The following is a 22,636-nucleotide window of genomic DNA, read 5'->3' as shown; positions in this document are numbered from 1 at the left end:
TACATCTACCTAGCGGGTAAACACTAAATGTGCAGCTCAGACGAGTTTTATAAAATTTGTACGTTGTCGTACAACATTTGAGCCGCCGCAGCGCCTTTGCCTGTCAGCGTATCGAACCCGGTTTAAAGCATTCGCCCTCGATGAGGGCGACCGTGCAGCCCGCAAAAATGCCACACGCCTTGCGGGCCGTACGACGTACCCCACACCACCCGGCGGTATCCGCGATCCGCTGAGTGATCTATTTCTTAAGGAATGTCACGATGAACAAGAAGTTTGCCTCTTCCCGTGTTTCGATGATCATCGCAGCCGCGGCGCTGGCGTTCAGCATGGGTTCGGCACAAGCGCGCGTGTTTCGTGTGGCCGACGTCCATGGCGATACCTATCCGACCAACATGGCCGTGAAGTTCATGGGCGAGGAAATCAGCAAGGCGACCAACGGCAAGGATTCGGTGAAGGTCTTCGGCAATAGCTCGCTCGGCTCCGAAAACGACACGATCGACCAGGTCCGCATCGGCGCACTCGACATGACGCGCGCGAACGGCGCGGCGTTCAACGAAATCGTGCCGGAATCGATGATTCCGTCGCTGCCGTTCCTGTTCCGCGACATCGACCATTTCCGCAAGGTGATGTACGGCCCGGAAGGCCAGAAGATTCTCGACGCGTTCGCGGCGAAGGGCATGATCGCGCTCACGTTCTATGAAAGCGGCGCACGCTCGATGTACGCGAAGAAGCCGATCAAGTCGCCGGCCGACATGAAGGGCGTGAAGGTGCGCGTGCAGCCGTCGGACCTGATGGTCGACGAAATCAAGGCAATGGGCGGCATCCCGACGCCGATGCCGACCGCCGAAGTCTATACGGGCCTGAAGACCGGCCTCGTCGACGGCGCGGAAAACAACCTGCCGACGTATGAAGAAGGCAAGCACTACGAAGTCGCGACCATCTACTCCGAAACCCAGCATTCGATGACGCCGGAAGTGCTGGTGTTCTCGAAGAAGGTGTGGGACACGCTGAGCCCGCAGGAACAGCAGATCATCAAGAAGGCCGCGGCCGACTCGGTGCCTTACTACCAGAAGCTGTGGACCGCGCGTGAAGCCGATGCGCAGAAGACGGTCACGAAGGGCGGCGCGACGATCATCCCCGCTTCGCAGATCGACCGCGCGGCTTTCGTGAAGGCGATGCAGCCGGTGTGGACGAAGTACGAGAAGACCCCGCAAATGAAGCAGATCGCCGACGAAATCCAGGCCATCAAGTAAGCGGGTTCCTCACGCGGCGGCAACGAGCCTGGCGGAAAATCCGCGGGCTCCTGCCGCTGCGCTTTCATTGCCTCACGCGAGGCCATGTCTTCTTCGGCTCAAGCAGCGCCCAGAGCCTGAACGCGCCGTATTCGCGGCCAATTTCCGACTGTTCGAACCCGCCGCAAGGCACCGCCGCTGCGTGCACGAAGTTGCCAATACTTCAAGCAGCCCGCTCATTGCGCCTCCTCCTTGCGCCCGCTGGTTAGACAACGCTCCGCGGCAAATAAAAAAACCGGTACGCGGAACCCCGCATACCGGTTGTCTATCGGCTCCGCTCGCTCGATCGCGCCGGAGCCGTTATCGCCACATCAGCGCGTCGTTAGCGCGCCATGCCCGTCTTACTTGCGCTTCAGTTGCGAGATATCGCGCACCGCGCCGCGATCCGCCGACGTCGCGAGCGCCGCATACGCCTGCAATGCCTGCGACACGACACGCTCGCGGTTCGCCGGCATCCACGCCTTGTCGCCGCGCGCTTCCATCGCCGCGCGACGGCGTGCGAGTTCTTCGTCCGACACCGCGAGATGCATCTTGCGCTCCGGGATGTCGATCTCGATCTTGTCGCCGTCTTCCACCAGACCGATCATGCCGCCTTCGGCCGCTTCCGGCGACGCATGGCCGATCACGAGGCCCGACGAACCGCCCGAGAAGCGTCCGTCGGTAAACAGCGCACAGGTCTTGCCGAGGCCCTTCGACTTCAGATACGACGTCGGGTACAGCATCTCCTGCATGCCGGGGCCGCCCTTCGGACCTTCGTAGCGGATCACGACGACGTCGCCCGCGACCACCTGGTCGCCGAGAATTGCCTCGACGGCTGCGTCCTGGCTTTCGAACACGCGCGCGCGGCCCGAGAACTTCCACTGCGATTCGTCGACACCAGCGGTCTTCACGATGCAGCCGTTCAGCGCGAGGTTGCCGTACAGCACGGCGAGGCCGCCGTCCTTCGAATACGCATCCGCCTTGCTGCGGATACAGCCGCTCTTGCGGTCCAGGTCGAGCGAGGCAAACGTCGCTTCCTGGCTGAACGCGACCGTGGTCGGAATGCCGCCCGGCGCCGCGCGGAAGAACTTCTGCGCTTCCTCGCCCGCGCCGCCGGCGACGTCCCACTTCGCAATCGCGTTGCCGAGCGTGCCGCTATGCACGTTGCCGCACGACAGGTCGAGCAGTTCCGCGCGCGCGAGTTCGCCGAGAATACCGATGATGCCGCCCGCGCGATGCACGTCCTCGATGTGGTACTTGTCGGTCATGGGCGCCGCCTTGCACAGGCACGGCACCTTGCGCGAGATGCGGTCGATATCCGACATCGTGAAATCGACGCCCGCTTCCTGCGCGGCGGCCAGCAGGTGCAGCACGGTGTTGGTCGAGCCGCCCATCGCGACGTCGAGCGTCATCGCGTTCTCGAACGCCTGCTTCGTGGCGATATTGCGCGGCAGGACCGACGCGTCCTCTTCCTGATAGTAGCGGCGGCACAGATCGACGACGAGGCGGCCGGCCTGCTCGAACAGGCCCTTGCGCCATGCGTGCGTCGCGACGATCGTGCCGTTGCCCGGCAAGGCGAGACCGATCGCTTCGGTCAGGCAGTTCATCGAATTCGCCGTGAACATGCCCGAGCACGAACCGCAGGTCGGGCACGCGCTGCGCTCGACCTCGGCGACTTCGGCGTCGCTGATCTTCGGATCGGCGGCCTTGATCATCGCGTCGATCAGGTCGATCTTCGCGATCACCTGGCCGTCGGCCGGCGACTTGACCTTGCCCGCTTCCATCGGACCGCCCGACACGAACACGACCGGAATGTTCAGGCGCATCGCGGCCATCAGCATGCCCGGGGTGATCTTGTCGCAATTGGAGATGCAAACCATCGCGTCGGCGCAATGCGCGTTGACCATGTACTCGACCGAGTCCGCGATCAGTTCGCGCGACGGCAGCGAATAGAGCATGCCGTCGTGGCCCATCGCGATACCGTCGTCGACGGCGATCGTGTTGAATTCCTTCGCCACGCCGCCAGCCGCTTCGATCTGCTGCGCGACCAGCGCGCCCAGGTCGCGCAGATGCACGTGGCCCGGCACGAACTGGGTGAACGAGTTCACCACCGCAATGATGGGCTTGCCGAAATCGTTGTCCTTCATGCCGGTGGCGCGCCACAAAGCGCGGGCGCCGGCCATGTTGCGGCCATGCGTCGAGGTGCGTGAGCGATAGTGAGGCATCTGTGTCCTTGGGGATTGCTGTTATCGAATTGGAATGGCGCGCGGACCCGCCGGGGCGCTGCCGTGGACCCGCCGTGGGCGGCGCCGGCATTCCGCTGGCCCGCGAGCGGTGAGAATCGCCACGGGGCGCGGCTTGCGCTGGAAACGAATAGTGCAAGAGCGCCGGTAAGACGTCCAATATATTTTTCCGGCGCCATCAGGTCGGAAAAGATATTAATCGATTCGAGCGGATCAGGTGATGCCGGCGGCCCCGCTCCGGCGCGCTGACGCTCAAGCCAGCCGCTGAAGCGCGCTCAGCAGCATCCCGTCCGGCCGCGCGAGATCGTCGAGTACCGAAAAATGCGTACACCCCGGCATCGGAACGTAGACGGCGTTCTCGCCGGCGGCGCCGCACGCCGCCGCGTAGTCCTCGGACTGGCGCACGAGCTCCGGCAATTCCGCCGCGCCCACCGCGACGACGGTCGGCACGCCCTTGCCGATGTGATGCAGCGGACTGTAGGCGGCGATTTCGTGCGGGCTCAATTGCAGCTTGTCGTTGAGCCACGACAGGCTGACCGGTTCGAGATCGACCAGCGCGCTGATCGGCAGCGCACGCGTGACGAGCGGGTGCGCGCGATGCAGCGCCGTCAGATGACCGCCGGCCGAGTGCCCGCTCAGGCACACGGGCCGACCCGCGATGCCGAGCCCATCCGGGTCCGCGTGCAGATGATCGAGCAGCCGGCCGATCTCGCCGACGATCTGCGTCATCGAGGCTTGGGGCGCCAGCGTGTATTCGGCCAGCACGACATTGAAGCCTCTCGCGAGCGGACCATCGGCGATAAACGCGAAATCTTCCTTCACGCAGTTCTGCCAGTAGCCGCCGTGGATGAAGATGAAGGTGGGCGCATCGGCCTCGCCGCAGGAGAGCCAGTCGAAACGCTCGCGAACGCGCTCGCCGTAACGCAGATCGCGCCGGCCCGGCACACGCTCGTACAGCGTCGCGCTACGCGACTGAAAATCCGCCAGGACTTCCGGAAAGTTAGGAATGGCCTTGGTGTTGTTGTAGGCCGCATCGAGTGTCGGCCGGTCCATGCCGCGATAAACAATCGTCATAGTCTTTGGTCTTGTTCGTTGAGATCGCTGAGTTCGCTGAGATTGCAAGCGCCCAGCGGGCGTATCGCAAAAACGTTCGCGACGCGAGGCCTGACGCCTTCGGCGTGCTCACCTTGACTCGCGCAGTGTGTCAAGGGAAAACGGATCGACACCATGCAGCAGGACCTCGCCCGGCAGTCTCGCACTGGCATTCCAATCGTTCGGCCTCGACTCATTTCGTCATGCCAAAGATCAACTCGCCCGTCTTCATGGGGCTGCACCTTCTCATTTAACTTCGGCGCCTGCAAGCGCAATCGAAGGTGCGATTGTGACGAATTGCAAACTCGGTGCTCTATGATCGAAACGTCCAACGTCGAGCATCGCTTTTCTTGACATTGATCTCGCGTGAGCAGAATAATAGCCCGTTCGGTTAACGAAACGGTGTTCATTGCGAGAACATCGAAAAGGAGGGCAGAGGTCCTGACGGCACGCCGCGCACCTGCCCTGTCCGCTCCGTCATGCAAATGACCGGGCATCATTCAGAGCCACACATATGACGCGAGACACTTCCCCCCACCCTGCCGCCCAGCCCGCCACGTCGCGCAGCCTCGTCGAAGGCCTGGTTTACGTTTTCGAGCAGGTCATGCCCGACCCGTTCGTGCTGTCCATCTGCCTGACGTTTTTCGTCGCCGCGCTCGCGCTGCTGATCGCGCCGACCGGAACGCTGCCGACGCTGCTCGATTCCTGGTACACCGGAACATTCGGCATTCTGGGCTTCGCACTGCAGATGATCCTGATCCTCGCGACCGGCTACGCCATTGCGGAAGCCCCCATCGTGCAGCGCGGACTGCGCGCGCTCGCGGCCAACGCGAATACGCCGACGCGCGCCGCGCTGCTCGTGTTTCCGGTCGTCGCGGTGGCGGCGTGGCTCAACTGGGGGCTCGGTCTGATCGTCGGCGCGCTGCTGTCGCGGGAAATTGCACGGCGCGTCGATGTCGATTTCGCGTGGCTCGTCGCCGGCAGCTATTCGGCCTGGTCGATCTGCAACAGCGGGCTGTCGAGTTCGATCGCGCTTTCGCAGGCATCGCACGGCAACGCGCTGAATCTCGTCGAGAAAGCGACTGGCCACGTGGTGCCGCTCGGCGAAACCATCTTCGCGCCGTTCGTGTTCGTTCCGACCGTGCTCGTCGTGGTCGTGATGACCGCGATCTTCATCAGGATGCATCCGAAAGCCGAGAACGTCGTCGCGTTTCGCCAGAGCGGCGAGGAAGCCGCCGACGCACCAAGCGACGATCCGCATGCTCGCGCGAGCGGTGCCTCGTCGCTCGCGGCGCGCCTCGAACGATCGGTTCTCGGCACGCTGCTGCTGCTCGCGCTCGGCATCGGCTACCTCGCAATGACGTGGCACAAGGAAGGCTTCGATCTCGACATCAACAACACGATCCTGATCTTCCTGCTGATCGGACTCGCGCTGCAGCGCACGCCGATCGCCTACGCGAATTCGATCCGCCGCGCGGCGCGTCAGACCGGTTCGATGCTGCTGCAATACCCGATGTATGGCGGCATCATGGGCATTATGAAGGGCACGGGCCTCGCGTCGATGATCGCGAAAGCGTTCGTGACGATTGCCTCGCCGGCCACGCTGCCGTTGTGGAGCTATCTGAGTTCGCTGATTATCACGCTGCTCGTGCCGAGCGCCGGCGGTCACTGGGCAGTGCAGGGTCCGTTCGTGCTGCCTGCCGCCATCAGCCTGCACGCATCGGTGCCGCGTACCGCAATGGGCGTGGCGATGGCCGAGAACGTGTCGAACATGCTGCAACCGTTCTGGGCCGTGCCGATCGTCGCGATCGCGGGCATCCGCATTCAGCGCGTCATGGGCTATACGGCAGTGACGTTCGCCGTGTCGCTCGTGATCTATGCCGTGGCGCTGTGGCTCGTGCCGTAGGTGCCGTGGGTGCTGTAAGCGCCGCCATCAATGCAATGGCCTCGCTCGAGCGAAGCCATTGCCGTTAAAAAAGGCCGATGAAGCTATGCTTCATCGGCCTTTTCCTCTTCTACCCTGGCAAGCGCTTTTACATCTTCATGACGTCGAGCAGCGTCTTCTTACCGTCCTTGTAGTCGTACAGCGAGATGACGCCGTGCTGCAGGTCACCCTTCGCGTCGAACGTCGTTTCGCCGGTCACGCCCTTGTAGTCGGTGCCCGACACTTTCGCGAGCACCTTCGCCGGATCGGTCGAGTTAGCGCGCTTCATCGCATCGACGACGATATACACCGCATCGTACGTGAACGGTGCGTCGAATTCGATCGGATGGCCGAAGCGCTTCACGTACTTGGCCGCGAATTCCGCGCCGCCGTTCATGCGCTCGACCGCCATACCGGCCTGCGAGCACACCACGTTGCCTGCCGCCGGGCCGGCGAGATCGGCGAGGCTTTCCGTGCAGACGCCGTCGCCCGACAGCATCTTCGCGCGCAGACCGAGTTGACGCGCCTGCTTCGCGAACGGACCGCCGGTGGCATCCATGCCGCCGTACATGATCGCGTCGGGATTCTCGCCCTTGATCTTGGTCAGAATCGCGCGGAAATCGACGGCCTTGTCGTTGGTCGCATCGTGCGACATCACTTTCAGGCCGAGTGCCTTCGCGGTCTTTTCGAATTCGTTCGCGAGACCTTGACCGTATGCGGTCGAATCGTCGACCACCGCGACGCTCTTCACATTCAGGTTTTTCGCGGCATAGGTCGCGAGCGCGGGGCCCTGCTGCGCGTCGGTCGCGACGACGCGATAGGTCGTCTTGAAGCCCTGCTGCGTATAGGCCGGGTTCGTCGACGAAGGCGAAATCTGCACGATGCCCGCATCGCTATAGATCTTCGAGGCCGGGATCGATGCGCCCGAGTTCAAATGGCCGACCACCGCAACGACCTTGTCGTCGACGAGCTTCTGCGCAACCTGGGTCGCCTGGCGCGGGTCGCCGGCGTCGTCCTGTGCGTCGAGCACCAACGTGACCTTCTGGCCGTTGATCGTGAGACCCTTCGCGTTGATTTCCTCGATCGCGAGACGCGCGCCGTTTTCGTTGTCCTTGCCGAGGTGGGCGGAGCCGCCCGTCAGCGGACCGACGTGACCGATCTTGACGATCTGGTCCGCGTTCGCGGTGCCCACCATGCTTGCGAATGCCACGACCGCGGCGCTAACCGGCAACAGCTTATGAAACTTGAACGACATACGACACATCTCCTCTTTGCTTGCCAACCGGCTGGTTGGCGTTCCTGATCCTTCCGAATCCATCGCCATGCAGCAATGGATAAATCGAATCGCGGCGCGTCCCGCGCTATACGCGGGAAATACACCGGCAGCCGCTATTTTTGCTGCAGCACGATAACGCAAAACCGCCGGAAACGACAGGCTAAAACACAAACGGGCTTGATGCGATATCGCCAAAGCAGTATCGCCAATACTTTTTTCAGTCTGTTTTCTGAATTGCCGCGCTCGAGAAAGCGTTATCAAGCGTCACGAAAAGTGCGCGAGAAATGCGGCCCGGATAGCGGGCCCGCATGCGGTGCTTCAACCTTTGGGAGACGTCACGAGTTGCAGCGGCGTCTCGATCAGCGTCGACAAGTCGCGCTGCTTGCGCCGCTCGGTGACCGCCCGCAACGCGAAGTCGATACCGAACACGGCCTGGCGGTCGGCGAACTGGTTCATCGTGGCAAGCACGCGGCCATCGGCGAGCAAGGGCTTGATCGCATCGATCGCGTTATAGCCGGTCACATAGACGCTACCGCTTCGGCCCGCGTCGCGAATCGCATCGACCGCGCCCATCGCCATGCTGTCGTTGCCGCACAGCAGCGCGCGAATCTGCGGATGCTCGCCGAGCATTTTCGCGGCCACGTCGCGGCCCTTGGCGTAGTCCCAGTTGCCGGACTCCACCGCGACGACTTTCACGTTCGCCGCGTCCATCGCATCGCGGCTGCCGGCCGTGCGCTGCTGCGCATTGGTGCTGACCGAAATGCCCTCGATGATCCCCACCTCGTCGCCGGCCTTCAGGTGCCTGGCCAGATAATCGCCCACCTGCTTCGCGCCGTTGCGATTGTTCGGCCCGACGAACGGCACGGAAATGCCGGCGGCCGCCTGCGCCGCGTCGTCGAGCGGATTGTCGATCGTAATCATGATGACGCCGGCCTTGATGCCGCGCGCGACGACGGCGACGAGCGCCTTCGAGTCGGTCGGCGCGAGCACGATCGCATTCATCTGCGCCTTGATCATGTCCTCGACGATGCGAATCTGCGCGGCCGTGTCGGTCTGTTTGGCCGTGCCGTGCAGGGTCAGGCTCAATTGCGACGCGAAGTGCCGCTGATAATTGCGTGCGGCATCGACCATCGAGACCGTGAACGGGTCCGACATCGACTTCAGCACGAGCGCGATCTTGCGCTTCGCGCCGGGCAGCGCTTCAGCGCATGCGTCGCTCGCGAAGAGGGCGGGCAGGCCCGCGAGTCCGCTTGCGGCCAGCGTACCGGCGAGCAGTATGCGGCGGCGCAGGTTCGGCGTCATCGCGCGTCTCCTTCGCTGCGGCCCTGGCGTATCGCGGTAGCGCGCGCCTTCAGTGCCGATGCAGGATTATCGTGGCGCCGGCCGTGCCGGTATCGTCGCATGCTCATTGTGCGTCCTTCAGGGCCGCGAGGCTCGCGGCAATTTCATCGAAGAGCGGCCTGCTGTCGATCTCGTCGCTCAGGCAGCGCGCCTGCAACGCCGCGAGTTGCGCGACGGCGGCGCGACGAGGCGGCGTATCGGGCACTTCGCACCGCTCGATCAGTTCTTCGAGCAGACAGCCATAGGCTCGCACTTCGAGCCGCTGCAAGGCCATGCCGGAACTTCGATCATCGGCATCATAAAACGATGCCGCGCCGAAATCGCCGAGCAATGCATGCCCCGCGCCGCCATGCAGGATATTGTGCGCATACAGGTCGCCATGCATGACGCCATGCCGATGCAGATGACTCGCGACGTCCGCGATGCCGCTTGCGATGCCGAGCACGGTCGCGAGATCGAAACGCGTGCCGTCGCGATAGATGTCGCGCGTGCACGACTCGAAGCTCGGCGGACCCGCGAGGTTGGCGAAGCACGGATCGACCAGTTCCATCACGAGACCGTGCGCGCCCGCCGGATGATCGACCACCTTGCCGAGCACCGGAATCAGGTTCGCATGGTCGCCGCCGCGAATGCAAGCGGCCATTTCGCAGTCGGGCAACCCGTCGCTCGTCACCGCGCCTTTGAAGAGCTTTACGGCGACCGCATGTGGCTCGCGCTCCGGCGCATCCGCACGGCCGGCAAACAGCGAGGCGCGATGAATCACGCCCGACGCGCCTTCGCCCAATGGCTGTTCGAGCTTCAACGCGTTCCAGCGAATCGCGCGGATCGGCGTATCGATCAGCGCCGCATTTTCGAGCGCCATGCCAAACGGATTGCCCGCATAGGCGAGCCATGCCAGGCGCGGCAGACGCAACAGCCAGCGCGGCAAGGCGTCGAAGCGATTCGCCGCGAGCCGAAGCAGTTCGAGCCGCGAGCACGCGGCCAGTTCCTCGGGCAAGGCGCGCAAGCGGTTGCCGGCCAGCATCAGCTTCTGCAATTGCGCACAGCGGCCAAGCTCGGCGGGCAAGCGCTCGATCTCGTTGTCGGTCAGAATCAGCCAGCGCAATGACGGCGGCAATGCGCGGCCCGGCACGGTACGGATGCGATTCGCCTTGAAGCCGATCATGCTCAATTGCGCGCATTCGCCAAGCACCTCGGGCAATGCGGTGAACGGGTTATTGGATGCGAAGAGAATGCACAACTTGCGCAGGCGCGGCAGATCGTCGGGCAACGTCGAGAGCACGTTGTTCGAGAGGTCGAGCACTTCGAGCGTATCGGCGAGATCGAAAATCTCGCGCGGAAATTCGCGCAGGCCGCCTGCCAGCTTGAGCTGGCGCGTACCCGCCAGTTGCCCGGCCCGCAGTTGTTCTAGAGTCGTAATCACGATCGAGGAGAAGAGATTCGGGTAGCGCCGCGCGTCGTACCGAAGGTATCAATTCTACTGAGTCGCGAGCCGTCTGCGGTACAGTGACATGATCGTCGTATCAAATACGGCCATGCAATGCGAATGAAATAGCAATATCTGGAGCGCCTTCGGACAACGCGGCGAGCACACTGCTCCATAACGGCGCGCCTTCTCGCGCCGGTCGGCCCGAATGGCCTCACCCCGTCAGGAGTCAAGCAAAGTGACTTACACATACAAATTGATCGACTCGCCCGTTGGGCAGTTGAAGCTGGTGGCCAGGGGCGATTGCCTTGCCGCGATTCTGTGGGAAAACGACAAGCCGAACCGGGTGCGCCTCGGCGAAATGAGCGAAGCGGGCGAACACCCGGTGCTCGTCGAAACCGAGCGGCAATTGCGCGAGTATTTCGCGGGCACGCGCGACGCGTTCGATCTGCCGCTCGATTTTCAGGGCACCGAATTCCAGAAGAAAGTGTGGCAGGCATTGCTGACGATCCCGTTCGGCCAAACCCGCAGCTACACCGAGATCGCCCAGCAGATCGGCAGCGTCAACGCGGTGCGCGCGGTGGGCGCGGCCAACGGCAAGAATCCGATTTCGATCGTCGCGCCATGTCATCGCGTGATCGGTGCGTCGGGCGATCTGACCGGCTTCGCTGGCGGACTCGCGAACAAGATGCTGCTGCTCTCGCTCGAAGCGGGGCAGACTTCGCTGGAAGCGGCGGCCGATGAGGCAGCAGATGCAATGACAGATGCCGCAGCGAAGGCACGGCCGCCGGCGCCGAAGCCCGCCTCCACGCAAGCGGCACAGGCCAGGCAAGACAGCGCGCAGCCTCAACCCGCGCGCCATACGGCGAGCCGCGGAACGCAGGCTTCGTTGTTCGGCAACTGAGCCCGACGCATCCCGCGTGCGGCTGCAACGGGCGATAACGGGCGATAAATCGTCCGCGATGGACGCCAGCGGCGGCGCATGCAGCACCTATCCTTAAGATGCCATTTCGGCATCGATCGGGAGGACGACATGCGGATGCTTCTCAACATACAAATACCCAACGAGCCATTCAACACGCTCGTGCGCGAAGGCCGCGCCGGCGAATTGATCGCGCAGATACTCGAAGAAACGAAGCCCGAGAGCATCTACTTCACCGAGCAACGCGGCAAACGCGGCGCGGTGGCGGTCGTGAACATCGACGATGCCTCGGCGATTCCCGCACTCGCCGAGCCGTGGTTCCTGAAGCTCGACGCCGAGTGCGAACTGCGCATCGCGATGCTGCCCGCGGATCTGATGAAAGCCGGACTCGACGGGCTCGGCTCAAAATGGAAATAACGGGGAAAACCGCGGCGCGCTCCGTTTGACGACGCCGACGGCAAGACGCAACTCACCGCACCGTCGGCGCGGCCATCCCTCAGGCGCGCTGGGCGGCCGCTTCCAGCAGCATCGAAGCCGCGGCGGTCGCCGCGACCTGGCAGCCGAGCACGATATGCTCCTCTGCCGTGTCTTCGATAAAGTCGTGGCTCACGCCGCCGATGCTCGGCACGAACATCATGCAGGCGGGCATACGGCGCGCGATCACCTGCGCGTCGTGCGCGGCGCCGCTCGGCATGCGCAGCCATTGCTCTGGCGCGAGCGCTTCGGCGGCGCGCGCCAGATGACCGGCAAGCGCCGCATCCATGCTGACGGGTTCGATCGGCTCGTCGATCTTCTGCCATTCGACGCTCACCGCGTGATGCGCGTTGAAGTCGCGCACGAGTTCGGCGAGCCGCTGTTCCATCGCCTGCAGACGCGCGGGGTTCGCGTCGCGGAATTGCAGATACATGTCGGCCGCGCCCGGCACGACGCTCATCGAACCCGGATCGAGATCGATGCGGCCCACGGTCCAGACCGTGTCGGCATCCGCAAGCTGCTCGAATGCCTCGTTCATGCGCGCGATGAACGCCACGAGCGCCGCGCCCGCGTCGCGGCGGATCGCCATCGGCGTCGTGCCCGCATGATTACGCTGGCCCGTGAAGCGCAAACGCAACTCATGCATCCCGACGATCGTCGTGACGACGCCGATCGATTTGCCGATCGCTTCGAGCCGGCCGCCCTGCTCGATATGCGGCTCGAAATACGCGACGTGCCGCCCCGCTTCGAAATGCGCGCGCGACCGTCCCGCGAGCCCGGCCGCCGCGAGCACGTCTTCGAGACGCTCGCCCTGGCGGTTCGCCGCGCCGCGAATCGCTTCGTCGACCGCCTCGCCGACGAAGCTGCGGCTGCCTAGCAGGCCGGAGAAGGTGCCCTCTTCGTCGATCCACGAGGCGACGTCCACCGCGAGATGACGCGTTGCCTCGTTCTCCGCGAGCGCGCGGGCGATCTCGAGGCCGTACATCACGCCCAGCGCGCCGTCGAGCCAGCCGCCGGTCGGCTGCGTGTCGGTGTGCGAGCCGACCAGCAGCGCGGGGCCGCCGTTGCGCGAGCGCCCGAACACGGTTCCGACGCCGTCGATGCGCGCCTCGAGCCCGGCTTCCGTCATCCGGCCGACGAGCCATGCGCGCGCCGCCAGATCCACCGGCGAGAGCGAGAGCCGCACCACGCCGGGACCGGTCGCGCCGAAACTGCGCAGATGTTTAAGGTCGGCCATCAGGCGGGTCGGGTTGATGTTTACCACGTTGTTATCTCCTGCGATCGGATTCATGTCGTTACTGCTTCCATAGCGGCTGTTTTGCCGAACGATCACGGCCTCACTGGACCGGCGCGGCGTGCCTGGTGTGCCCGGCGTGCCCGACGTGCCGATAGGCGGCTCGTGCTGCATCTGCATGCCTGTGCGGCGCGCATCGGGCTTCGCCACGCGCTTATCTGCGTATGTCGAGCGCCAGCGCCGCCTCGCGAAAATCGCCCGGCGACATTTCGTAAGCGCGCCGGAACGCGCGATTGAAATCCGACGCGCTATTGAAGCCGAGGCCATACGCGACTTCGATCACCGGCCTGTGCGGATAGCGATGCAACTCGTCCGCCGCTTCGCGCAGCCGCCGGTTGCGAATATACGCGGCGAGTCCGCCCTCCGGCTCGAACAGACGATACAGCGTGGGCCGCGAAAGCTGCGATACGGCGAGCACCTTGTCGATCGTCAGATCCGCCTGGCCGAGATGCGCGTCGATATAGCGGCGCGCGCTCGCGAACATCGCCGTGCGCGCCGCCGCGCGAGCGTTGCCGGTCAAGCCAGTCTGCCTGCCGAAGGCCGCGGCGATCAGCATCGCGCAGCCGCGGAGCGCCTCGTAGGCGGCCTGCGGGCTCATCTCGGGCAACGAGCGGGACAGCTCGGCAAGATGTGCGGGAATCATCCGCGCGAGCGGCGAATGATATTCGATCACGCGGCCATGAATCGACGCCGCCTCCGGCAGCACCGCCTCCACGATCTCGCGGGGCACGAACAAGGCCATCACGCGGCATGGGCCGCGCGTCATCCACATCGGCTGGTTCAGATCGAGCGCGAGAATGCCGGGCACCGTTTGCACCGCATTGCGCTTCGGATAAAGACCCGTCGCGGTTTCGACCACGCCGTCCACGGCCACATGAAACACGAACTGGCACACGTTGTCGGTGGAGATGCGCGCGACCGCGCGCGTTTGCTCGACCGGATCGGTGCGGCAGTCCATGAAAGCCATGCCGCCGACGCGGTAACTGTCGATGCTGCCGCGAAAACCGTCGGCCAGTTGCCGGCGCGAGATCGGCACGTCGAGAAAATGGCCGACGCGCTCGCGCCACGCGGGCAACTGCAGGCGCGCGGCGCTACCGTAAGTATCGAAGTGGCTATAGTCGCAAACCGGAGCGGCCGCGTAGCCCGTTGCGGAATCGGTCGTCAAGATGTCCTCGCGTGAATCGCGTGAGGCGCGGCGGGATGCCCTGCGCCGCTCCCGCCTGCCCCGCCTGCCCCCAGTCTGCCGCTGAACGGCGCTAAGCGCTCATTTCCACAAGGTGCGGCCGAAGAACGTCAACGTACGATCCCACGCCTGCTGCGCCCATGCCGGATCGTACTGCGTCGCCGCGATGCGGCCCGGTCCGACGGCCGTTTCGTTCGCGAACGCGTGGCGCGCGAGATAACGGTGAAACTCGAGGTCGACGTTCGCCTCGCCGAGCTTCTTTTCGAGCGCGTCGACGGTTTCCGCCGCGAAGAATTCGTCCTGCAGAGCCCAGTGGCCCATCACCGGCACCTTGATTTTCGAGGCGTCGAGATAGTCGAGCGGCGGGAAACCATACCAGACGACGCCGGCCGCCACTTCGGGCACGTTGCACAGCGCGAGCAGCGTCAGCGCGCCGCCCATGCAAAAGCCGGTCACGCCCACGTTCGCCGCGTGCTGCTTCAGATACTGCACCGCGCCGCGCACGTCCTGGGTGGCGGCATCGCCGAAATCGAGGCTGCTCATCAGATGGTGCGCTTCCTCTTGCTCGACCGTCGACTTGCCGCGATAGAGGTCGGGCACGAGCGCGAGGTAGCCGGCCTGCGCGAGACGGTCGGCGACACCGCGAATCTGCCCGTTCACGCCCCACCATTCCTGGATCACGACGACCGCGGGCGCGCCCTCCGGTTTCCGCGGTTTGGCCAGGTAGCCCTGAAGTTGCCGGCCATCGGGACGGTTGAAGGTAATCATCGAACCTGCTGGCTGCGTCATGGGTTTCTCCTCGGATAGACGAAACCGGTAGCATAGCGCCTGTCCCGCGAATCCTGCGCTATCGGCTCCCGCGCTTCAAACCGGCGCCTCGAACGGGCGTAGCGCCGCTCAATTCGGCGTCTTATCGACTCCGTATCGGCGCCTTATTCGAGCCGGCCAATATCTGGATAAGCAGAAGAACTTTTTTACAATTAATTTAGCCTCATTCGTACCCACAAATTTCAGGGCTGACGTTATACTTGCCGCCATGCTTTCTGGTTAATACCCCACTCGCCAGCGCCATCGGCCAAACATGCCGTCCCAGCCTGACGAGGGAAACCGCGACGCGATATTCATACGCTCCGGTTTCCGGCTCGAAGTCCCGTGCACCGTGCCCTGCGCCGGTTTGTGGGCATGTCTCTCAGGTTCTGGCAAACATCCTCGGACGCCAGGATCTTTAGGCCGACACATCGTGTCGGCCTTTTTTTATTCCGCAAACCTTGTATTTACGGCAATCTGTCAAATTCCTGCCACGCAAATCATAGTTTCGCCAAAAAATCACACGCGATATCTCAAAATTAATACGCCCGGTCCCCGCCTATCCTGTTTCCCACATTCCAGAAAATTTAAGCGCTTTTATCTAATGATTGGGTAATCAGTGAATAAAACCCGCTGTATTGCGCGGCGTGTCAGAACCGTTCGAGCAGGCCGAATTGCACGCCCGCGACCGGCGCGCCCGGATAAGCCACCGGCAGTCCGGTCACGTTGACGCCGCGCAGCGTAAAGCTTGCGTCGTCGTGATTGGCGAGATAAGCGGCGCTGAAGTAAAGCAGCAGCGTGGGCGAAACGTCGTATTCGAAGGCGGCGCTGAACTGGTCCGCGTTCGCGCCCGCCAGCGTGTAGTCGCGTACGTGCGCATAGCCGAGCGAGGCGCGCGCGACGGCGGAAAAACGGTACTGCGCCGACAGCGATCCGCCCGCGCCGTGATACACCGGCGTGCCGCCGTCGCCGTTGAAGAAGGCGAGCCACACGCGCAACTTGCCGAAGCCGTAGCTCGCGCCGCCGAGATTCGCGCGCAGCGCGCCGGCGCCGTGCGTCTGCTGATGCGCGTACAGCACGTGCAGTCCGTCGAGCCGATAGGATGCCGTGACGTAATAGCCGTCGAGGCCGTTGCCGTCGTCCTCGGAGGGATCGCGCGTCGCCATCATCACGGTCGCGTCGAAACCGGCGATCCGCGGCGACAGATAAGCGAACGCGTCGTTCGCATACGGCGTGATCTTCGACAGATTATTGAGTCCCGAGGCGATCGTGCCGGCGCCGAACGCGTCGAGACCGCCCTTGAACGGGATGTAGATCGGCGAATATTGACGGCCCATTCTCACTTCGCCCCACGCGCCACGCGCGCCGATCCACGCCTGCCGGTTGAACAGCGAACCGGGCACCTGCAACGAGCCGTCGGCCGAGCTGAAACCGTTTTCGAGCGTAAACACGATCGCCGTGCCGCCGCCGATCGGCTCCGCGCCATGCAAGCCCACGCGCGAACCGCGATACGCGCCCGAATCCATGCGCGGCGTCCAGCCGGAGCCGGGATCGGTGATTTCGATGCTGGTGTCGAAGACGCCATAGAGCGAGACGAAGCCGGCGTTCATGTCGGCGGCGGCCGCCTCGCGCAGGCAAGGGAGCAGCAACGCGGCGCTCATGGCGACGGCCCGGCCAAACCTCGCCGCATCGCGTTGGCGCCATGCGGCCGCGAGGATCGTGCGGGCCGTCTTGAGCAATGAAGCCGGGGCGTCGTGCAGGATGAAGTCCTCCGCGGACACATATCGGACATATATCGCGAGCGAACTTACCACGTTCGGCCAGGTTCGACCATGTTCGGCACGCATGGGCCGGCGCCTTCCCGCACGCGCAGCGAGACCGGCCATTTTTTGCCCTCCCCGTGTCTCTTTTCGTTCAACGAATAGTTTCGATTAAGGGGAAACCCGTATAATCATCAAGAGGTCAGACAACTAGCATTGCACGAAGCCGCCAAGAGCCCGACCCGCCCGCCACCGCGCAGCGCCCACCCGAACCGCCTTCTGCCCGACACGTGAATTCCACCGCCCCCGCCTCCGCCCTGCCGTTTCGCAACGCCCTCCTCGCGATGCTCGGCATCGGTCTCGTCAACATGCTGGTCGCGCTCGACCAGACCGTCGTCAGTACCGCGCTGCCGTCGATCGTCGCCGAACTGCACGGCTTCGAATACTTCGCGTGGATCGCAAGCGCCTACCTGCTCGCCTCGGTCGTGACGGTGCCGGTGTTCGGGCGGCTCGGCGACTACTTCGGCCGCAAGCGTTTCGTGATCGCCTCGGTCATCACGTTCACGGTGGCGTCGGTGCTGTGCGGGCTCGCCAACGACATGCTGTTTCTCGTCATCGCGCGCGGGCTGCAGGGCATCGGCGGCGGGATGATGGTCGGCACCGCGTTCGCCTCGATCCCCGATCTGTTCCCCGATCCGCGCACCCGCGTTCGCTGGCAGGTGGTGCTGGCCGCGGCATACGGCATCGGCACGGCGGCGGGGCCGTCGCTCGGCGGCTGGATGAGCGAACACCTCGGCTGGCGCTCCACGTTTCTCGTCAACCTGCCGGTCGGCGTGGCGGCGCTCTATTTCACCTGGGCGCATCTGCCGAGCTTCCGGCGTCCGCAACAGGACGAAGTGAAAATCGACTGGCTCGGCGCGGCGCTCGTCGCAGCCGTGCTCGGCGGCTTGCAGGCGTTGATCGAAGGCGTGCCGAAGCATGGCCTCACGACCGGCAACGTCGTGCTCGGCACCTGCGTGGTCCTTGGCACGGTTGCGCTGCTGATCTGCGAAAAACGCGCGACGCACCCGATCATTCCCCTCGACCTGTTCAAGGACTCGCAGCTCGTCACACTGTTCACACTCGGCATGCTGTCCGGCTTCGTGATGTTCTCGCTGATCTTCTTCGCGCCGCTGCTGCTGCAAGGCGGCTTCGGCCTCTCGCCGCAACAGGCCGGCCTGCTCGCCACGCCGATCGCCGCCTGCATCGCGCTCGGCAGCCTGCTGAACACGCGCATCGTGATTCACATGAAAAAGCCCACGCAGATTCTCTCGATCGGCTTCGCCCTGCTGATGTTCGCGTCGATCGCGCTTGCGTTTGCCTATCCCGATACGCCGCACGTGCGCATCGCGCTGCCGATGGCCGCGGTCGGCATCGGGCTCGGGTTCATCCTCAACAATCTGAACGTGTTCGCCCAGGAGATCGCCGGGCGCGAACGCTTCGGCATCACGACCGCGCTGCTGCAATCGACGCGTATGGTCGGCGGCATGCTCGGCACGAGCATCGTCACGACCGTGGTTTCGCATCACTACCGCAGCGTCGTCACGCGCACGATGAGCGTGCTCGGCGAGCCGGCCGCGTCGCAATGGCAGCCGCGTTTCGTCGATCTGCGCATTCTGATCGACGAAGCATCGCGCATCCGCTTGATCGCCGATATGAAACCGTCGGGACTCGACACGCTCGCGCTGATCGATAGCGCGCGCGATGCGCTCGTGCAGTCGATCCATCTCGGCGTGTGGCTGACGGCGGTGGCATCGCTCGCGGCCGCGCTGCTCGTGCCGCGCATTTCGCACGTGGTGTTTCACAAGAACTGAGCGGTTCGGTTGCGATCGGCGAATCGCGCGTGCCCCGCTCGAATAAAAAAGCTCCCCGGTCCGGATAAGGGCGCGGGGAGCGAATGGGCAGGTCGAAGAGGCCGGATAACGTCTCGCCAGGCTCTCCGTCGCATCCCAAGGAGATGAACGTCAGGGGAGCCTGCTCACTGAACCGTGGCTTTGGCTCGAAGATTCTTCACCATTCTGTCGACGAGTTCGGCCTGTGCCTGCTGGTACAGCATCGGCTTCATGTCCTCGAACGAGGGCACCTGCAACGGGCGGGTGTCATCCACTTCTATGACGTGAAAGCCGTAGCCGGTTTTAACCGGAGTCTGCGTGTATTCGCCCTTGTGCAAATGAGCCATCGCGTCGGCAAACGGTTTGACGACCTTGCTGGACGTGACCCAGCCCAGGTCTCCGCCGTTATATCTCGAACCCGGATCGACCGATTCGCGAGCAAGGTCCGCGAACGATGCGCCCTTATTGAGCTTCGCAATGATGTCTTTGGCTGCGCCTTCATCCTTGACGAGGATATGGCGGACTTTATATTCGGTACTCCCGCCTTTCGCCTTCATGTCGTTGTACATCGCCCGCAATTGATCGTCAGTGACAGGATTTTTCTTGAGAAAGTCCTGCATGTACTCCCTGACGATTTCAGTCTCCCATGTTGCCTGAGCCTGAGCCAGAATCTTTTGCCGGGCCGCCTCGGCGCGCGCCGCGACGTCCGGTTGCCGGTCGAAGCCGGCCTTCTGCGCCGCCTGGAAGATGACTTCGCGGCGCACCAGTTCGTCGCGCACGTGGTCGGTCAATTGCGGCGAATCGGGAAAACCTTGCGCATGCGCCTGTCCGATATACAAGTCGGCGTCTGCTTGAGAAACCGGTTTGCCGTTGACGGTGACAAATGGCTTTTCCGCGGCACTCGCGGCCAGGGGAAGCGTTGCACCGAACACCAGTGCAAGCATCCATCGTGATAGTACTTTCATTCGGCGGACCACTCAGGTTGGTTCGAGCGCTTATGCCGGAGTCCGAAGGAGCATCGGACTCCGGCGACTTACGCAACGTTAAACACGACGTTATTGCGTAATCGTTCCCGCAAGCGTCAGGCTGCGCGACGAGTTACCGACGTACACCGAATAAGAACCGGCCGGGGTCGTCCACTGCTGCGAGTCTTTGTTCCAGGTGCTGAGCGGATGATTCGGCGCGGCCGGATCGATCGTGATGGACACCGTCTGCGATCCGCCGGCATTCAGACTGACCTTCTGGAATCCCACCAGACGCTTGGGCGGCTCTCCAGCCGAGCTCGGCAATGCGACGTACACCTGCGGCACTTCGGCGCCCGCCACAGAACCCGTGTTTTTCACGACCGCGGTCACCGTGTACGTGCCGTTCGCGCCGGAACTCACGGTCGGGTTGGTAATCGTGAAGGTCGAGTACGAGAGACCATAACCGAACGGGAATGCCGGCGTCTTACCCATCGCGTCATACCAGCGATAACCGACATTGAGTGCCTCGGAGTAAGTCACCGTCGCGCTTCCGTTGATCGACACGCCGGGATACTGATACGGCGTGATCGAATCCATGAAGCCCTGGCCGACCTGCGGGAACGTCACCGGCAGCTTGCCGGACGGATTCGCCACACCCCACAGCAGATCCGCCACGATATGCCCGTCTTCCTCGCCCGGGAACCACGTTTCGAGAATCGCGCCCGGTGCGGACGTGCCGCCCGTGAGAAGCGAAGGATCGAGAGCCTCGGCGGCGCTGTCCTTCAGCACGAGCACGGTATTGCTGTTTGCCGCGACGATGGTCTGGAGCAACGCCAGCGTGTTGCTGTTCTTCGCGGTACTCGAGGTCGTGATCGAGTTCGACTTCGGCGCATACCAGTCGAGCGTATTCAGGTATTTGCCGGTGTCGAGCGTCAGGCCCGTCGAGTCCGTAAATGTCGCCTGGTCAGCGCCTTCTTCCGACATGGAGCCGGCCATGAAGATCACGGCATCGGCGCTGGTCGCCGCTGTCGTCACGGCCGAGATGGACGCGGCCGCGCCATCGATCGTGGCGGTCGAATTGCTGTCGTCCACGAGCGCCAGGTGAACCGTTGCGCCGGTGTTCCCGAGGTTGGCGAGCGTGTCCTTGATGCCCTGCACCGGCGTCACCGTGTACAAGGCGACGACATCGGAGCTGCCGCCGCCGGAACCCATCGGGTTGCCGACCGAGCTGCCGCCGGCCACGGCCTGCTGGGCATAGACCTGCGTCGCCTTGCCGACCACGAGCACGTTTCGAACCGTCTTTTTCAGCGGCAAGGTACCGTTGTTCTGCAGCAGCACGGCGGCCTGCTCGCCGATCTGCTTCGCGACCGTACCGTCCGCCGTCGCATTGATGGCAGTCTGAGCAATCGGCCGATCGAAGATACCCGCGCGGAACATCTGCGTATAGCGACGCAGCAGCGCATTGTCGATGTCCGAGGTCTGAATCTGGCCCGAGGCCAGCGCCGCGTTCAGGTTCGCCGGGGTCCAGTTCTGCGGTAGCGGCATTTCGTTATCCATACCGGCCAGCATGGTCGGCGCGGTGCTATGCGCGGCGAAGAAGTCCGATTGCACGTAGCCCTTGAAGCCCCATTGCCCGCGCAGAACATCGGAGAGAATGTGCTTCTGTTCGCACATCGAGAAACCGTTCACCGAGTTATACGAACACATGACGGCGCCGACGTTGCCTGCCTTCACCGCCATCTCGAACGGCAGCATATAGAGCTCGTGCAACGTCTGATCGTCGACGCTCTCCTGAATCGTCATGCGATTCGTTTCCTGTTCGTTCGCCACCAGGTGCTTGGCCATCGCAATCATGCCGTGAGCCTGCACGGCCTGAATTTCGGCGACCCCCATCGTGCCCGTGAGATACGGGTCCTCGCCCATGTACTCGAAATTGCGGCCGCCCACCGGCAAGCGCGCCAGGTTCATACCGGGCGCTTCGAACACGTGCAGCGCCAGATTCCCGCCCTCGACGCCGACCACGTTACCGAACTGGGTTGCCACGGAAGGATCGAACGAGGCCGCCATCGCGATCGCCGACGGCAAGGCCGTCGCCTTGGCCGAACTGGAATCCGTATAGGCTGCATAGCCCGTTACGGACGGAGAAACGCAATCGTTCTGGCCGATGCCGACAGGGCCATTGGTAATCCGCAGAGTCGGAATCGCGTACTTCGCGAGACCGAGAATGTGCCGCGCGCCATAGCACTGCGGCAACTCGGGCAGAATCCCGGGGTTCGAACCGGCCAGTTGCTCCTCCTTGTCGGCGAGCGTCATGGCAGGGACAAGCAGTGCCGCGCGTGCTTCAGGAGAAAGCGACGTATTCATCCACGGCATTGCGGCTGACGGCGTCGATGCCGGGGTGGGCGCCGAAGCCGTCGACGATGGGTTGGGGTTATTACTGCCTCCGCACGCCGCCAGAAAGAACATGATGCTTGCGGCGGCGGCGGTTCTCCTCTGAATGAATTTCACAGACATTGTCTTTCCTCAATTGTTATAGGCACAAATGCGCGAGACGCACTGCTCGTTCTAGTACTAAGGATTACTACCTGATGAGTTGTTATGACCCGGCCGGCGGTCTCCCTTCAGCTTCGACTCCCAAAAGCATGCAGGCCTGACTGGAAGCTTTTCGTCCCTTGATGTTCATCCGCCTGCCGAATCGAACCTCGGGCTAACAGCGGCGACACGGTCTGCTATCCAGTGATAGGCATCGTAGATATAAATTCGTCATCAGACGACTAGGGTTTACAT

At 63.5% G+C, this 22,636-nt stretch carries 17 protein-coding genes; 6 read left to right on the top strand and 11 right to left on the bottom strand.

What is annotated here, in order from left to right:
* The first annotated feature begins 260 nt into the window (after positions 1-260).
* Positions 261-1,253 (top strand): TRAP transporter substrate-binding protein, encoded by a 993-nt coding sequence (locus GXB81_RS02765; RefSeq protein WP_205988309.1) that lies wholly within the window; start codon positions 261-263, stop codon positions 1,251-1,253.
* Between the two features lie 380 nt (positions 1,254-1,633).
* Here GXB81_RS02765 and ilvD read toward each other — a convergent pair whose 3' ends face one another.
* Positions 1,634-3,496: a dihydroxy-acid dehydratase gene (gene ilvD, locus GXB81_RS02760; protein WP_167281879.1), complete on the bottom strand. Its 1,863-nt coding sequence runs from the start codon at positions 3,494-3,496 to the stop codon at positions 1,634-1,636.
* A gap of 270 nt (positions 3,497-3,766) precedes the next feature.
* Complete coding sequence (locus GXB81_RS02755) at positions 3,767-4,588, bottom strand: alpha/beta hydrolase (RefSeq protein WP_205988308.1); 822 nt, start codon at positions 4,586-4,588, stop codon at positions 3,767-3,769.
* Positions 4,589-5,120: 532 nt separating this feature from the next.
* On the opposite strand from GXB81_RS02755, the gene GXB81_RS02750 reads away from it, so the two are divergent.
* Positions 5,121-6,512: a TIGR00366 family protein gene (locus tag GXB81_RS02750; protein WP_167044828.1), complete on the top strand. Its 1,392-nt coding sequence runs from the start codon at positions 5,121-5,123 to the stop codon at positions 6,510-6,512.
* Between the two features lie 127 nt (positions 6,513-6,639).
* Here the strand turns inward: GXB81_RS02750 and GXB81_RS02745 are convergent, their stop codons facing one another.
* The 3 genes from GXB81_RS02745 to GXB81_RS02735 form a co-directional block, all read right to left on the bottom strand.
* Positions 6,640-7,785: a branched-chain amino acid ABC transporter substrate-binding protein gene (locus tag GXB81_RS02745; RefSeq protein WP_205988307.1), complete on the bottom strand. Its 1,146-nt coding sequence runs from the start codon at positions 7,783-7,785 to the stop codon at positions 6,640-6,642.
* Between the two features lie 339 nt (positions 7,786-8,124).
* Positions 8,125-9,108: a substrate-binding domain-containing protein gene (locus GXB81_RS02740; RefSeq protein WP_167044832.1), complete on the bottom strand. Its 984-nt coding sequence runs from the start codon at positions 9,106-9,108 to the stop codon at positions 8,125-8,127.
* 103 nt (positions 9,109-9,211) lie between these two features.
* Complete coding sequence (locus GXB81_RS02735) at positions 9,212-10,570, bottom strand: leucine-rich repeat-containing protein kinase family protein (protein ID WP_205988306.1); 1,359 nt, start codon at positions 10,568-10,570, stop codon at positions 9,212-9,214.
* A gap of 241 nt (positions 10,571-10,811) precedes the next feature.
* Between GXB81_RS02735 and GXB81_RS02730 the strand changes: the two genes are divergently transcribed.
* A complete protein-coding gene (locus GXB81_RS02730; protein WP_167044838.1) occupies positions 10,812-11,477 on the top strand; it encodes a methylated-DNA--[protein]-cysteine S-methyltransferase in 666 nt (221 codons plus the stop codon).
* A gap of 129 nt (positions 11,478-11,606) precedes the next feature.
* On the top strand, positions 11,607-11,912 hold the full coding sequence (locus tag GXB81_RS02725; RefSeq protein WP_167281873.1) for a panthothenate synthetase: 306 nt from the start codon (positions 11,607-11,609) through the stop codon (positions 11,910-11,912).
* A gap of 79 nt (positions 11,913-11,991) precedes the next feature.
* On the opposite strand, the gene GXB81_RS02720 is transcribed toward GXB81_RS02725, so the two are convergent.
* The 4 genes from GXB81_RS02720 to GXB81_RS02705 form a co-directional block, all read right to left on the bottom strand.
* On the bottom strand, positions 11,992-13,233 hold the full coding sequence (locus GXB81_RS02720; protein WP_205988374.1) for a Zn-dependent hydrolase: 1,242 nt from the start codon (positions 13,231-13,233) through the stop codon (positions 11,992-11,994).
* Positions 13,234-13,417: 184 nt separating this feature from the next.
* Positions 13,418-14,428 carry a helix-turn-helix domain-containing protein gene (locus tag GXB81_RS02715; RefSeq protein WP_167044844.1) on the bottom strand — a complete coding sequence of 337 codons (1,011 nt, stop codon included), beginning with the start codon at positions 14,426-14,428 and terminating at the stop codon, positions 13,418-13,420.
* A gap of 99 nt (positions 14,429-14,527) precedes the next feature.
* A complete protein-coding gene (locus tag GXB81_RS02710) occupies positions 14,528-15,235 on the bottom strand; it encodes a dienelactone hydrolase family protein (RefSeq protein WP_167044847.1) in 708 nt (235 codons plus the stop codon).
* Positions 15,236-15,903: 668 nt separating this feature from the next.
* A complete protein-coding gene (locus GXB81_RS02705; protein WP_241016214.1) occupies positions 15,904-16,863 on the bottom strand; it encodes a porin in 960 nt (319 codons plus the stop codon).
* Between the two features lie 494 nt (positions 16,864-17,357).
* Between GXB81_RS02705 and GXB81_RS02700 the strand changes: the two genes are divergently transcribed.
* Entirely contained in the window at positions 17,358-18,866 is a 1,509-nt protein-coding gene (locus GXB81_RS02700) for an MFS transporter (RefSeq protein ID WP_205988372.1), read from the top strand.
* Positions 18,867-19,030: 164 nt separating this feature from the next.
* Here the strand turns inward: GXB81_RS02700 and GXB81_RS02695 are convergent, their stop codons facing one another.
* Together GXB81_RS02695 and GXB81_RS02690 are read right to left on the bottom strand one after the other, a co-directional pair.
* Positions 19,031-19,849, bottom strand: a complete 819-nt coding sequence (locus tag GXB81_RS02695; protein ID WP_241016210.1) for a peptidylprolyl isomerase — start codon at positions 19,847-19,849, stop codon at positions 19,031-19,033.
* A 90-nt stretch (positions 19,850-19,939) separates the two neighbouring features.
* Positions 19,940-22,162 carry a glycoside hydrolase family 3 C-terminal domain-containing protein gene (locus GXB81_RS02690; protein WP_241016209.1) on the bottom strand — a complete coding sequence of 741 codons (2,223 nt, stop codon included), beginning with the start codon at positions 22,160-22,162 and terminating at the stop codon, positions 19,940-19,942.
* Between GXB81_RS02690 and GXB81_RS31305 the strand changes: the two genes are divergently transcribed.
* Positions 22,161-22,346, top strand: a complete 186-nt coding sequence (locus tag GXB81_RS31305) for a hypothetical protein (protein ID WP_240159098.1) — start codon at positions 22,161-22,163, stop codon at positions 22,344-22,346. The two genes, GXB81_RS02690 and GXB81_RS31305, sit on opposite strands and share 2 nt — an antisense overlap.
* The last annotated feature ends 290 nt before the right edge of the window (positions 22,347-22,636 follow it).

Source organism: Paraburkholderia sp. Ac-20336 (genome assembly GCF_017105025.1).
Taxonomy (GTDB): domain Bacteria; phylum Pseudomonadota; class Gammaproteobacteria; order Burkholderiales; family Burkholderiaceae; genus Paraburkholderia.
Note: the sequence above shows the minus strand (reverse complement) of the source record. Positions and strands in the feature narration are given on the sequence as shown.